The sequence below is a fragment of the Arthrobacter sp. zg-Y820 genome, from assembly GCF_030142155.1.
Classification (GTDB): Bacteria; Actinomycetota; Actinomycetes; order Actinomycetales; family Micrococcaceae; genus Arthrobacter_B.
In genome coordinates this window covers 2,146,283-2,160,412 of the sequence record NZ_CP126247.1, presented here as the reverse complement: position 1 = coordinate 2,160,412, position 14,130 = coordinate 2,146,283, and the positions used below count along the sequence as shown (strand labels likewise).

Here is a 14,130-nt window from a genome sequence, read left to right as displayed (position 1 = left end):
CCCAGCCTAATCGAGGCGGCCGGCGTGGATCACCTTGATGACGGGGTAGCCGGCCTCGTCCGAGGCCGCCAGGTCGACCTCTGCGTTGATGCCCCAGTCCAGGTGGTTGGCCGGGTCCTTGAAGATCTGCCGGACCTCCCACTTTCCGGGCAGCTCCTTGATGATCAGCAGGTTCGGCCCGCGGCCGTCGGGGCCGTCATCGATGTCTTCGTGCTCGGCGAAGTAGGCATCCAGCACGTCGGCCCAGCGGTCGGCATCCCAGCCGGCGGCGCCGTCGAGCTCGCCCAGGGCGCGGTCGTCCTCATCGGCAAAGAGCTTCACCCGGGAGAACATTTCGTTGCGGACCATGACGCGGAAGGCGCGGACATTGGCGGTGAGCTTATCCGGCACCGGCGGCAGCACCGGTTCGTCGGTGGCGTCGGGATTGATGCCGTTGGTCAGTTCTTCCCATTCGTCCAGCAGCGAGGAGTCGGTCTGGCGGACCAATTCACCGAGCCATTCGATGATGTCCTCGAGGTCTTCCCGCAGCCGCTCCGGGGGAACCGTGTGCAGCAGGGCCTTGTAGGTGTCAGAGAGGTAGCGCAGCAGCACGCCCTCGGACCGGGCCAGCGAGTAGAACTGGACGTATTCGCCGAAGCTCATGGCCCGCTCGTACATGTCCCGGACAATTGACTTGGGGCTCAGCTCAAACTCGCCCAGCCAGGGGGCGCCGGAGCGGTACACCTCGAAGGACTGGTGCAGCAGCTCAGCCAGCGGCTGCGGATAGGTGACTTCTTCGAGCAGGGCCATCCGCTCGTCGTACTCGATGCCCTGGGATTTCATGGCCGCGATGGCCTCGCCGCGCGCCTTCTTCTCCTGCGCGGAGAGGACCTGTCGCGGCTTTTCCATGATCGCCTCGATCACCGACACCACGTCCAGGGCGTAGGAGGGGCTCTCCGGGTCCAGGATCTCCAGGGACGCCATCGCGAACGGAGACAGCGGCTGGTTCAGGGCGAAGTTCGGCTGCAGGTGCACCTTGAGGCGGACGGTCCGGCCGTCGACGTCGGGCTCGGGCAGGACTTCCACGATGCCCGCGGTCTTGAGCTCCCGGTAGATGCCCAGCGCCTTCTTCATCAGCGCCAGCTGCGAGGACCGGCTCTCATGGTTGTGGGTGAGCAGCTTCTTGGTTGCGGCGAACGGGTCGCCCGGACGCTCCAGCAGGTTCAGCAGCATGGAGTGGGTGATGTTGAAGCTGGAGGTCAGCGGCTCCGGGGTGCCGTCGACCAGCTTTTCGAAGGTGGGCTTGCCCCAGGACACAAAGCCGGCCTGCGGCTTCTTCTTCACCACCTGGCGCAGCTTCTTCTGGTCGTCGCCGAACTTCGCGTGGGCCTTGGCCATGGCCTTGACGTTTTCGATCACGTGTTCCGGTGCCTGCACGACGACGGTGCCCGCCGTGTCGTAGCCGGCGCGTCCGGCGCGTCCGGCGATCTGGTGGAACTCGCGGACCTTCAGCGGGCGGGTGCGGGTGCCGTCGTACTTGGACAGGGCGGTGATCAGCACGGTGCGGATCGGCACGTTGATGCCCACGCCCAGGGTGTCGGTGCCGCAGATGACCTTCAGCAGGCCGGCCTGGGCCAGCTGCTCCACGAGGCGGCGGTACTTGGGCAGCATGCCGGCGTGGTGCACGCCGATGCCGTGCCGGACCAGCCGGTTCAGGGTCTTGCCGAAGCCGGGGGCAAAGCGGAAGCCGGCGATCAGCTCGCCGATTTTATCCTTCTCCTCGCGGGTGCAGACGTTGATGCTCATCAGCGCCTGGGCCCGGTCGATGGCCTCGATCTGGGAAAAGTGCACCACGTAGACCGGCACCTGCTTGGTGGCCAGCAGCTCCTCGAGGGATTCCTGGACCGGGGTCTCCACGTAGTAGTAGTGCAGGGGGATGGGCCGTGACACCGAGGAGACGGTGACGGTGTCCCGGTTGGTGAGTTCGCTGAGCTCGTTGGCGATCCGGGTCATGTCGCCGAGGGTTGCGGACATCAGCAGGAACTGGGCCTGCGGCAGCTCCAGCAGTGGAACCTGCCAGGCCCAGCCGCGCTGCGGGTCGGAGTAGAAGTGGAACTCGTCCATGATGACGGTGCCCAGGTCCGCGTCGGCGCCTTCGCGCAGGGCGATGTTGGCCAGGATCTCCGCGGTGCAGCAGATGATCGGGGCGTCCTTGTTCACGGAGGAGTCGCCGGTGACCATGCCGACGTTCTCGGCGCCGAAGATCTCGCAGAGCGCGAAGAACTTTTCCGAGACCAGGGCCTTGATGGGCGCCGTGTAGTAGCTGCGCTCGTCGTGCGCCATGGCGTAGAAGTGCGCGGCGATGGCCACCATGGACTTGCCCGAGCCGGTGGGGGTGGCGAGGATGACGTTGTTGCCGGTCACCAGCTCCATCACCGCTTCATCCTGTGCCGGGTACAGCGACATGCCCCGGCTCTCGACCCATTCCAGGAAGGACGTGTACGTCTCATCGGGGTCGATGGTGCGGGTGTTGGCGGGGCCGGAAGGAAGCTGTTCAAGAAGTTTCATGTCCCTACCAGACTATCGGGCCGCGCCGGGCGCTCGGGACGGCACGTTTCCCGCCCTGTCTGTTCCGGATCCTTCACCGGTCCTCAGCGCGGGTTGCCGGGTGTGTCCGGGGGCGGCAGCTGTCCGTAGTCCTGCTGCCTGCGCCGGAGCACGGTTGCAACCTGCTCAGCGGCGTCCTCGCCGATGAGGAGCCGGAGGCGTCCGTCGTCGGGATGGTGCACATAGCGGATCACGGCGGCAGCCGCCTCGGACGGGCTGGTGCCGCCGCCGGTGGCTCCGGGCTCCACGGGCCAGGGAACCGCGGAGGTCCCGAACAGCGAGCGCCGGAGGTCGTCATAGGCAGCGACCGGTTTGCTGAACCGCATGCTGCCCGTGGCCCAGCCGGTGTCGAGGCCGCCGGGCTCAACGATGGTGACGCGGATTCCGAACGGCGCGACCTCAGCGGCGAGAGCCTCGCTGAAACCCTCGAGGCCCCATTTGCTGGCGTTGTAGAGGCCGAGGGTGGGCATGGCGCCCACGGCTCCGACGGTGGAGATCTGCACAATGTGCCCGGCCCCCTGTCTGCGCATTGTGCGCACCGCGGCTTGGGAGAGCCACAGCGCCCCGAGCAGGTTGGTGTCCAGTATGGCCCGGGCGTCCTCTTCGCCGACCTCTTCGACGGCTCCAACCAGACCGTAGCCGGCGTTGTTGATGAGAACATCCAGCCGCCCCGTCCGCCGGACGGCGTGCTCAACGGCGAAGTTGGCCTTGGTCCGGTCCCGCACATCGAGTCGCTGTACCAGCAGCCGGTCGTGGGGTTGGAGGGAATGGTCGCCCCGCACGGCAGCGACGACTGTGTGGCCGGCCGCAAGCGCCTGCTCGGCCAGCGCCAGGCCGAGGCCCCGGCCCGCTCCCGTGATGAACCACGTCTGCCTCACCATGTCTGCACCACCATGGACAGGATTCAACCACGGCCCGCGCCGCACCGGCACTGCCCGGCCCGGGCATGCGGGCATGACCCCGGATGAACGCGGCCAGCTGCACGCGCCGCTGACGCTGCTAGGCTCGGCGGCATGAAATGGGATCCCCGGAAATACACACAGTTCTCCTCGCACCGCGACCGCCCCTTTTTTGATCTCACTGCCCGCATCGCCGCCGACAACCCCCGACGGGTGGTCGACCTGGGCTGCGGGCCGGGAACCCTGACGGCGGCGCTCGCCGCCCGCTGGCCCGAAGCGCACGTCACCGGCGTCGATTCCTCCCAGGCGATGGTGGAGCAGGCCAGGGCAATGGAGCGCGCGCCGGGAAACCTGGACTTCGTGCAGGCCGGCATCGAGGAATGGGAGCCGCAGCCCGGTACCGACGTGGTGGTCTCCAATGCAGCCCTGCAGTGGGTGCCCGGCCATCAGGAGCTGATGCGCCGCTGGGCCAAGCGGCTCGACGGCGGCGCCTGGCTGGCGGTGCAGGTTCCGGGCAACTTCGGAGCACCCTCGCATGCCCTGATGCGTGACCTGGCGGCGAGCGCCCCGTGGTCGGCCCGGCTGGACGGAGTGCTGCGGCATGCCGATGCCGTGGACGAGCCGGACAACTATCTGGGCCTGCTGACCGAGGCCGGCTTCGAGGCCGACGTCTGGGAGACCACCTACTCGCAGGTCCTGCACGGCAGGGATCCGGTGTTGGAGTGGGTGCGCGGGACTGCACTGCGCCCGATCATGGACGCCCTGGATCCGGAGGCCTTCGCCCGGTTTGAAGCCGAATATGCGGCCCTGCTGCGCGCGGCATACCCGGAGCGCTCCTGGGGTACCGTTTTTCCGTTCCGCCGCATCTTCATGGTCGGGCAGAAAACGGCCTAAGGCCGCCCGGACGGATGCCGGCGGGCCGCCCGCATCAGCGGCGTGCTCAGGTTGTCGATCTGCCGGTTGGCGGAGGCCCGGGTTCCCCGGCCGCCGCGGTCGTAATGCCGGGTCAAGTACAGCACCCCGCCGACGGCGGTCAGCAGGACTCCGGTAAGCAGGGCGGCAGGGTCCAGTGAGGGCAGCTGGCTGGCGGCCGCCAGGACCGCAAGGACGGGAATTGCAGGACCCCACGGCAGCCTCGCACCCTCTCCCGGCCATTTCCGGAAACCGAGGACGGCCGCGGCAATGCTCACCACGATCATGGCAATGATGGCCGCCACGTTGGCGACGGACACGACGAAGGTGGTGTCGTTGAGCAGCACCAGCAGCACGGTGATTATTCCCAGCAACAGCACGCTCACATACGGGTGCCCCTTGCGGGTGTGCCGGCCCAGCGCCGGCGGCACATCGCCGCGCGCCACCATGCGCAGGATCACTTCGGAGGCGCCGAGCACATTGGCGTTGGCTCCGGACAGGGTGGAGAGGCAGGCTGCCAGGGCCACCAGCACTCCACCCCATGGGCCCATGACAATCTCGGCGGCCTGGGAGACGCCGGTTGCCGTGAACGTGGTGATTCCGCTGGCGATCATGGCCAGGACCGTGCCCAGGTAAATGGCTCCCGAGACCAGGATGGTGAGCAGGATGGCACGGGGAACCGTTTTGCGCGGGTTTTTGACCGAGCCGGCCATGTTGGTAATGACGTTGAACCCGGTGTAGGCAGTGAACAGCAGGGCGGCGGCAGAGAACACTCCGCCGGTTCCGTGGGGCAGCGGCCGGGCCAGGTCGTCCGGGCGCAGCTCGGTGAGGCCCCACACGGCAAAAAGCAGCAGCAGGGCCAGCTTGATCCCCACCACCCAGGTTTCCGCCCTCGCCACCACCGCCGTCGGGCCCAGATTCAGCAGCGTGACCAGCGCGGTGGCTGCCAGGGCCAGCACCAGTGTGCCGGCGGCCGGCAGGAAATAACCTCTCAGATACTCGCCGAAGGAGGTCACCAGGTACGCGATGATCGTGGCACCGTTGAGATAGAACGCCCACATCACGACGAACCGCCAGAGCGGACTCAGGATGGTGCCGATGGGCCCGTAGCCCGATTCGCCGTCTTCCGCCCGCGTGCACACCACAATGAATGACAGGGCGCACAGGGACATGACCAGGCCCGCAATGATGTAGCTCAGCACGGCCCCGGGGCCGGCCAGGTTTACGGCGGTGCCGGAGAGGGTGAAAACGCCGCCGCCCACCGTCGTGCCCACGCCGAAGGCCACGCAGGCCACAAGGCCGATCTGCGGTTTCTGCGGGGATGCCGGGGTGGACGACGACGAGGACGGTGATTTTGCCACGGCTGCACGCTCTCATCCGGTTCGGCGGTTCCTAGGAGCCTAGAGGCGCTGCGAGGAGCCGGTCAACGGAACAGGGCAATCGGGACCGCTACCAGCCGCGTTGCTTCCACTCCGGCAGGTGCGGGCGCTCGGCGCCGAGGGTGGTGCCGGCACCGTGTCCCGGGTGCACCACCGTGTCATCAGGAAGGTATTCGAACACACGTTCTAATACGTCGGCATAGAGGGAAGCGAAGCGCTCCGGATCCTTCTGGGTGTTGCCCAGCCCGCCGGGAAAGAGCGAATCCCCGGTAAACAGGTGCGCCGGACCGCTCGGATCGCGGTACAGCAGGGCCACGGATCCCGGGGTGTGCCCTCGAAGCTTGATGGCTTCCAGTTCGAAACCGTCGAAGCGGCCGATGTCTCCGTGTTCCAGCGGCACGTCGGTGCGCACCATGATGTCCGGAATGTCCTCGCTGCCGGCGGCGGTCCGGGCTCCGGTGGCCTGCACGGCGGCGGCAAGCGCCCGGACATGGTCCCAGTGGCTGTGCGTGGTGATGATCAGCTCCACCTTCGCGGGAACAGCGGCATCGGCGGCTGCTTCGTCCAGCAGCTCCCTGATCGCGGGCAAGTCATCGGCGGCATCAATGAGCACCTGCGCCCCGGTGTCCTTGGCGGTGATGACGTAGACATTGTTGTCCATGTCGCCCACGGACCGGCTGCGAATGGTGACGTTCTCCAAATCAATCATGGCGCCAGTCTAGTTCCGGCCCGCTCGCCGGCAACTGTGCGGGAGAGGGCGGGCTGCCCGCGCTGCCTGCTCCTCGTCCTGCGCTCGCGGCTTGCGCTCCCCGCTCGCCGGGGCTCGCTCCATCCACCTGCGCTCGCGGCTTGCCGGCCCGGCCGACCCTGGTCGCCCCAGGCCCTCCTGCCCTGCACTGGTTCCCACTGTTTGGGGCTGCTGAGACACCTGGGGTTCCAACAGCCCCATCAGGCAACAAAGACTGGGAACCAGTGCGGGAATCGCGGCCGCAATGCCTCGCGCGGTCTGGCCCTGCCTGCCGATTCCGCGCTCGCCGGCTGGCAGGCCCGCCCGGGCAGCCCATGGGTATTGCCTGCCCGGAGGCCGCGGCGTAGGTTCGGATGGTGCCGGGCATCCTCCCGGCAGTTCCAGGAGGAAACGTGCTCCTACGGCTCGTCCGGCAGAACCTGGCACCCTACAAGGGAGCCGTTGCCGCCGTCGTCATCCTGCAGTTCTTGTCCACCGCCGCCACGCTGTACCTGCCCACCCTGAACGCCGGCATCATCGACCGCGGCGTGGTCCGGGCCGACACCGGCGTGATCCTGGACATTGGCGGCTGGATGCTCGCCATTACTGCCGGCCAGGTCCTTTGCGCGGTTACGGCCACCTACTTCGCCGCCCGGGTGGCGATGAGCGTGGGCCGGAACATCCGCGATGACCTCTTCACGACGGTGGAGTCCTTCTCCTCGCGGGAAGTCGGAGTCTTCGGCGCCCCCTCGCTGATCACCCGCACCACCAACGACGTGCAGCAGGTGCAGATGGCCCTGCTGATGACGTTCACCGTCATGGTCTCGGCGCCGATCATGGGTGTGGGCGGGGTGGTGCTGGCGTTGAACCAGGATGTGCCGCTGTCGGGGGTCCTGCTGCTGATCCTGCCGGTCCTGTTCGCCGTGATCGGGCTGGTGCTGCGCCGGCTGATCCCGCTGTTCCGGCGGGCGCAGAAGCAGATCGACCGGGTGAACTCGGTGCTGCGTGAACAGATCATGGGGGTCGCCGTGATCCGTGCCTTTGTCCGGGAGCGCACGGAGGAGGCCCGGTTCGACGCCGCCAACCGCGACCTGACCGGAACCCAGCTGCGGACCGCGCAGTACATGGCGCTGCTGTTTCCGGCCGCCATGCTGGTGGCCAACCTGGCCTCCGTGGCCGTGGTGTGGTTCGGTGCCTACCGGATTGATGCCGGGCAGATGCAGATCGGCGCGCTCACCGCGTTCCTCGCCTACATCATGCAGATCCTGATGGCCGTGATGATGTCCATGTTCATGATCATGATGCTGCCCCGCGCCGCGGTCTGCGCCGAACGCATCTGCGAGGTCCTCGACACCGAGAGCACCGTGCACGACGCCGAGGGGGCGCCGCCGCTGGTGTACGACGGCGGCACCCTGGCGTTCGACGACGTCGGCTACACCTATCCCGGGGCGGAGGCGCCGGTGCTTTCCGGAATCAGCTTCACCGCGGAGTCGGGGCAGACCACGGCCATCATCGGATCCACCGGCGCCGGCAAATCCACACTGCTGAACCTGGTCCCCAGGCTGCTGGACGCCACCTCGGGGGGAATCAGCATTGACGGCCAGGACATCGAGGAAGTGACGCTGCATTCGCTGCGCAGCGGCATCGGCCTGGTGCCGCAGCGCGCGTACCTGTTTGCCGGCACCATCGGCTCCAATCTGCGCTTCGGCAAGCCGGAGGCCACCGACGCCGAGCTGTGGGAGGCCCTGGAGATTGCGCAGGCCGACGACTTTGTCCGCGCCGCCGAGGGGGCGCTGGAGCACCGGGTGGAGCAGGGAGGGGGCAACTTCTCCGGTGGACAGCGGCAGCGCCTGGCGATTGCCCGCGCCCTGGTCGTCCAGCCCTCGATCTACCTCTTCGACGACAGCTTTTCCGCCCTGGACTTTGCCACCGACGCCCGGCTGCGCGCCGCACTGAAGCAGCGCACCCGCAGCTCCACGGTGCTCATCGTCGCCCAGCGGGTCAACACCATCACCGATGCCGCGCGGATCGTGGTGCTGGAGGAAGGACGGGTCGCCGGGCAGGGCACACATGCGGAGCTGATGGCGGCCTCGCCCACCTACCGCGAAATTGTTGAATCCCAGCTCACGGCGGAGGAAGTGCAGTGAGCGGCCCCGGAAGGCTTGCACACGGCGGACCCCGTGCCGCGGGAGGTGCCGCTCCCGCCGCGAAGCCGCTGAACTTCCGGGCCAGTGTCCGGCGGATCGTGGCGCTGACTGCCCCGGACCGGCTGCGGGTGGCACTGGTGCTGGTGGCCGCCGTCGTCTCGGTGGCGCTCGCGGTCAGCGCACCGCGGATCCTGGGGGAAGCGACCAACGTCATTTTCGACGGCGTGATCGGAGCGGGGCTGCAGCCGGGGATCAGCAAGGAGGACCAGGTGCAGGCCCTGCGCAGTGCCGGACAGGACCAGCTCGCAACCATGCTGGCCGCGATGGACGTGGTGCCCGGTGCCGGGCTGGACTTCGGCCGGCTCGGAGTGCTGGTGCTGGGGGTGCTGGGGATCTACCTTGCCTCGTTCGCCTTCGGCTGGCTGCAGGCGCGGGTCACGGCGCGGGTGGTGCAGAACGCCATGTACCGGCTGCGCCGGGACGTGGACGGCAAGCTCTTCCGGCTGCCCATGTCCCACTTCCAGCGGGAATCCCGGGGGGACGTGCTGAGCCGGGTCACCAATGACATCGACAACCTGGCGCAGACGCTCTCCCAGACCCTGACCCAGATCATCACCTCGGTGCTGACCATCGTGGGGGTGCTGGGCATGATGCTCTGGCTGTCCCCGCTGCTGGCCCTGATCGCCGTGATCACTGTCCCCGTCTCCGCCGTCGTCACCGTCTTCATTGCCCGGCGCTCGCAGGCGCAGTTCATGCAGCAGTGGAAGTCCACGGGGGAGGTGAACGGCTACATCGAGGAAATGTTCAGCGCCCAGGACGTGGTGAAGGCCTTCGGGCAGCAGGAGCGGGTGGTGGAGGGGTTCCGGCCGGCCAACGACACCCTCTACCGCTCCTCCTTCAAGGCACAGTTCGTGTCCGGCATCATCATGCCCACCATGCAGTTCATCTCCAACCTCAACTATGTGGCGGTGGCAGTGGTCGGCGGGCTCCTGGTGGCCAACGGGCGCCTCTCCATCGGGGGAGTGCAGGCCTTCATCCAGTACAGCCGCCAGTTCTCCCAGCCGCTGGGGCAGCTCGGTTCGCTGATCAACATGCTGCAGTCCGGCGTCGCCTCAGCCGAACGTGTGTTCGAACTGCTTGATGACCGGGAGCAGCCCCCGGATCCCGCGGAGCCGCAGGTGCTGACAGCGGTCAAGGGACGCGTGGCCTTTGAGGACGTGGACTTCAGCTACTCCCCGGACGCACCGCTCATACGCGGCCTGTCCTTCATCGCGGAACCGGGGCAGACGGTGGCGATTGTCGGTCCCACGGGGGCGGGGAAGACCACGCTGGTGAACCTCCTGATGCGCTTTTACGACGCGGACGCCGGACGGATCACCATTGACGGGGTGGACACCGCCCGGATGCGGCGCGACGACGTGCGGAAACTGATCGGCATGGTGCTCCAGGACGCGTGGCTGTTCGAGGGGACCGTTCGGGAGAACCTTGCCTACGGCGCGCCGGACGCCACTGAGGAACAAATCGTGGAGGCAGCGCGGGCAACGCACGTGGACCACTTCGTGCGCTCGCTGCCGGATGGCTACGACACGGTCCTGGGGTACGACGGCGGAACGCTGAGCCAGGGGCAGCGGCAGCTGATCACGATCACCCGGGCCTGGCTGGCGGACCCGGCCATCCTGGTCCTGGATGAAGCGACCAGCTCGGTGGATACCCGGACGGAGATCTCCATCCGCCTGGCCATGAACGCACTGCGGGAGGCCCGGACCAGCTTTGTGATCGCCCACCGGCTCTCGACCATCCGGGATGCTGACGTCATCCTGGTGGTGCGGCACGGGGAGATCGTGGAGCAGGGGACCCATGAGGCGCTGCTGGCCGCCGAAGGGTTCTACTCCGAGCTGTACCGCTCCCAGTTCTCCGAGCCGGCGGCGGCAGCGGAAGGAACCGGCGACGGGCCGGCCCCCGGGCCGTGACCTGCCTGGCCGTGACCTGCCTCCCGGCGCAAAGAGCACCGGCATGGCAAAATGGAACTGCAGCATGCGCCCAGCGCGCAGCAACGCACCCGGCCGTTGAATCCCTCGGACGGTTCCAGCTCTCCAACCCGAAGGCGGTCCCATGAGTGACGACGTCCTGTCCTGGGTCCGCATCGACGCCGCAAGCACGGTTCCCCCGTTTGAGCAGTTGAGGGTTCAGATCCTTGATGCCGCCAATGAGGGGCGCCTTGCCGTGGGAACCCGCCTGCCTCCGGTCCGCGCGCTCGCCGCCCGGCTGGGCCTTGCCGTCAACACCGTGGCCCGGGCGTACCGCGAACTGGAACAGGCCGAAGTGGTCACCACGCGCTCGCGGGCAGGAACCGTCATCGCAGCCGCCGGAGACAACGGACGGCGGCGGGTGGCCGAGGCGGCACGGGTCTTTGCCGATTCCGTCCGCGCCAACGGCCTTGATCCGCAAGAGGCCGTGACCTACGTCGAGACGGCTCTTCGCCTGCGGTGAACACTGCGGCGTCGAATACATCTTCGAACCAACCGGTGAACTACAGTGGAATTTGTGTCTACAGCTACCTCTTTGATGGCCGATAGTGCCAACGAGCCGCACAGCGGCAACGATCTCTCCCGCCTCATCGTCAAGGGCGCACGGGAGCACAACCTCCGCAACGTGGATCTGGATCTGCCGCGCGACGCGATGATTGTCTTCACCGGACTTTCCGGATCCGGCAAGTCCTCCCTGGCCTTTGACACGATCTTCGCCGAGGGCCAGCGGCGGTACGTCGAGTCGCTCTCCTCCTACGCGCGGATGTTCCTCGGGCAGGTGGACAAGCCCGACGTCGACTTCATCGAGGGCTTGTCTCCGGCGGTGTCGATCGACCAGAAGTCCACCTCCAAGAACCCGCGCTCCACCGTCGGAACCATCACCGAGATCTACGACTACATGCGCCTGCTCTGGGCCCGTGTCGGCACCCCCTACTGCCCCATCTGCGGCGAGCCCGTGTCACGGCAGACACCGCAGCAGATTGTCGACCAGCTGCTCGAGCTGCCCGAAGGCACCCGGTTCCAGATCCTGGCTCCGGTGGTGCGCGGACGCAAGGGCGAGTTCGTGGACCTGTTCAAGGAGCTCGCCGCCAAGGGCTACTCGCGTGCAAAGGTCGACGGCGAGCAGATCCAGCTCTCCGATCCGCCCAAGCTGGGCAAGCAGTACAAACACACCATCGAGGTGGTGGTGGACCGGCTGGTGGCCAAGGACGGCATCCGGCAGCGCCTGACCGACTCGGTGGAGACCGCGCTGGGCCTGGCCGAGGGCCGGATCCTGGCGGACTTCGTGGACGTCGACGAGAAGAGCGAGGACCGGGTCCGGCCCTTCTCCGAGCACCTGGCGTGCCCGAACGAGCATCCGCTGGCGATCGATGAGATTGAACCCCGGTCCTTCTCCTTCAACAACCCCTTCGGCGCCTGCCCGGTCTGCACCGGCATCGGCAGCCGGCTGGAGGTTGACGAGGAGCTGGTGATCCCCAACCCCAACCTGAGCCTGGCCGCGGGAGCCGTGGCGCCCTGGGCGCTGGGCAACGCCACCCTGGAGTACTGGAACCGGCTGCTGGCCGGCCTGGCCAAGGACATGGGTTTCTCCATGGACGTGCCGTGGAAGAAGCTGCCGGCCAAGGCCCGCGAGGCCATCCTCAACGGCAAGGACCACAAGGTGGTGGTTCAGTACAAGAACCGCTTCGGCCGCGAACGCAAGTACAGCACCGGCTTCGAAGGCGTCATCTCCTACATCCACCGCAAGCACCTCGAGACCGAATCGGACAGCGCCCGTGACCGGTACGAGGAGTACATGCGGGAAATCCCCTGCCCCGAGTGCGGCGGAGCCCGGCTGAACCCGGCGTCGCTGTCGGTGCTGATCAACGGAAAGAACATTGCCCAGGTGGCCGCCCTGCCCCTGCGCGAGGCGGCCGAGTTCCTCGGCGGGCTGGAACTCACGACCCGCGAAGCGAAGATCGGCGACCAGGTCCTGAAGGAAATCCTGGCCCGCCTGACCTTCCTGCTCGACGTCGGGCTCGAGTACCTGAGCCTGGAGCGGGCAGCGGCCACCCTCTCCGGCGGCGAGGCGCAGCGCATCCGCCTGGCCACCCAGATCGGCTCCGGCCTGGTGGGCGTCCTCTACGTCCTCGACGAGCCCTCCATCGGACTGCACCAGAAGGACAACCGGCGCCTCATTGAGACCCTGGCCCGGCTGCGCAACCTCGGCAACACCCTGATCGTCGTGGAGCACGACGAAGACACCATCCACGAAGCCGACTGGGTGGTGGACATCGGACCGGGTGCGGGTGAGCGCGGCGGCGAAGTGGTGCACTCCGGCTCCCTGGCGGACCTGCTCACCAACGAGCGGTCCCTGACCGGCGCGTACCTGTCCGGCCGCCGGAAGATCGAGATCCCGGCCAAACGCCGCAAGGTGGACAAGTCCCGCCAGCTGAAGATCGTCGGGGCGCGGGAAAACAACCTGCGCAACATCGACGTGTCCATTCCGCTCGGTGTCTTCACCGCGGTGACGGGTGTCAGCGGATCCGGCAAGTCCACGCTGATCAACGACATCCTGTACAAGACGCTGGCCGCCAAGCTCAACGGCGCCAAGCACGTGTCCGGGCGGCACCTGCGCATTGACGGGCTGGAGAACCTGGACAAGGTCATCCACGTGGACCAGAGCCCGATCGGCCGCACCCCGCGCTCCAACCCGGCCACCTACACCGGCGTCTGGGACCACATCCGCAAGCTCTTCGCGGAGACCAACGAGTCCAAGGTCCGCGGCTACCTGCCCGGCCGCTTCTCCTTCAACGTCAAGGGTGGCCGCTGCGAAGCCTGCCACGGCGACGGCACGCTGAAGATTGAAATGAACTTCCTGCCGGACGTCTACGTGCCCTGCGAGGTCTGCCACGGCGGACGGTTCAACCGCGAAACCCTCGAGGTGCACTACAAGGGCAAGAACATTTCCGAGGTCCTGGGCATGTCCATCGAGGAGGCTGCGGAGTTCTTCGCCGCGTTCTCGCCGATTGCCCGGCACCTGAACACGCTCGTTGACGTCGGGCTGGGCTATGTCCGGCTCGGCCAGCCGGCCACCACCCTGTCCGGCGGCGAGGCGCAGCGCGTGAAGCTGGCGGCGGAACTGCAGAAGCGCTCCAACGGGCGCAGCGTGTACGTGCTCGACGAGCCGACCACCGGCCTGCATTTCGAGGATGTCCGCAAGCTGCTGCTGGTCCTGCAGGGACTGGTGGACAAGGGCAACACGGTGATCACCATCGAGCACAACCTTGACGTGATCAAGAGCGCCGACTGGATCATCGACATGGGTCCGGAAGGCGGAAACGGCGGCGGACAGGTGATTGCCACCGGAACACCGGAAAAGGTGGCGTCCTCCGAGGTCAGCCACACCGGCAGGTTCCTTGCCGAAATGTTCGACAAGCAAAAGGGCGCGGCGTAGATCTCTGCGTCGCCCGT

At 67.3% G+C, this 14,130-nt stretch carries 9 protein-coding genes; 5 read left to right on the top strand and 4 right to left on the bottom strand.

Translation table 11 applies throughout. From position 1 onward, the window contains the following. Positions 1-6: 6 nt before the first annotated feature. Positions 7-2,547 (bottom strand): DEAD/DEAH box helicase, encoded by a 2,541-nt coding sequence (locus QNO08_RS09765; protein WP_229965704.1) that lies wholly within the window; start codon positions 2,545-2,547, stop codon positions 7-9. Between the two features lie 83 nt (positions 2,548-2,630). Then, positions 2,631-3,467 (bottom strand): SDR family NAD(P)-dependent oxidoreductase, encoded by an 837-nt coding sequence (locus QNO08_RS09760; RefSeq protein WP_229965705.1) that lies wholly within the window; start codon positions 3,465-3,467, stop codon positions 2,631-2,633. A 132-nt stretch (positions 3,468-3,599) separates the two neighbouring features. On the opposite strand from QNO08_RS09760, the gene QNO08_RS09755 reads away from it, so the two are divergent. Next, a complete protein-coding gene (locus QNO08_RS09755) occupies positions 3,600-4,379 on the top strand; it encodes a trans-aconitate 2-methyltransferase (RefSeq protein ID WP_229965706.1) in 780 nt (259 codons plus the stop codon). Here QNO08_RS09755 and QNO08_RS09750 read toward each other — a convergent pair. Further along, the gene (locus QNO08_RS09750; RefSeq protein WP_229965707.1) at positions 4,376-5,758 is read right to left on the bottom strand and encodes an APC family permease; all 1,383 of its coding nucleotides are present in this window, start codon (positions 5,756-5,758) and stop codon (positions 4,376-4,378) included. The genes QNO08_RS09755 and QNO08_RS09750 overlap by 4 nt on opposite strands. A gap of 88 nt (positions 5,759-5,846) precedes the next feature. After that, positions 5,847-6,485 (bottom strand): MBL fold metallo-hydrolase, encoded by a 639-nt coding sequence (locus QNO08_RS09745; protein WP_229965708.1) that lies wholly within the window; start codon positions 6,483-6,485, stop codon positions 5,847-5,849. A gap of 431 nt (positions 6,486-6,916) precedes the next feature. Here QNO08_RS09745 and QNO08_RS09740 point away from each other — a divergent pair, with 431 nt between their 5' ends. The 4 genes from QNO08_RS09740 to uvrA all read left to right on the top strand — a co-directional run bounded on the left by QNO08_RS09740 (position 6,917) and on the right by uvrA (position 14,113). Then, the gene (locus tag QNO08_RS09740; RefSeq protein ID WP_229965709.1) at positions 6,917-8,650 is read left to right on the top strand and encodes an ABC transporter ATP-binding protein; all 1,734 of its coding nucleotides are present in this window, start codon (positions 6,917-6,919) and stop codon (positions 8,648-8,650) included. Next, the gene (locus QNO08_RS09735; RefSeq protein WP_229965710.1) at positions 8,647-10,620 is read left to right on the top strand and encodes an ABC transporter ATP-binding protein; all 1,974 of its coding nucleotides are present in this window, start codon (positions 8,647-8,649) and stop codon (positions 10,618-10,620) included. Before QNO08_RS09740 ends, QNO08_RS09735 begins: the two co-directional genes overlap by 4 nt. Positions 10,621-10,762: 142 nt before the next feature. Then, positions 10,763-11,140: a GntR family transcriptional regulator gene (locus QNO08_RS09730; protein ID WP_229965711.1), complete on the top strand. Its 378-nt coding sequence runs from the start codon at positions 10,763-10,765 to the stop codon at positions 11,138-11,140. Between the two features lie 75 nt (positions 11,141-11,215). Next, on the top strand, positions 11,216-14,113 hold the full coding sequence (gene uvrA / locus QNO08_RS09725) for an excinuclease ABC subunit UvrA (protein WP_229965798.1): 2,898 nt from the start codon (positions 11,216-11,218) through the stop codon (positions 14,111-14,113). Positions 14,114-14,130 lie beyond the last annotated feature (17 nt).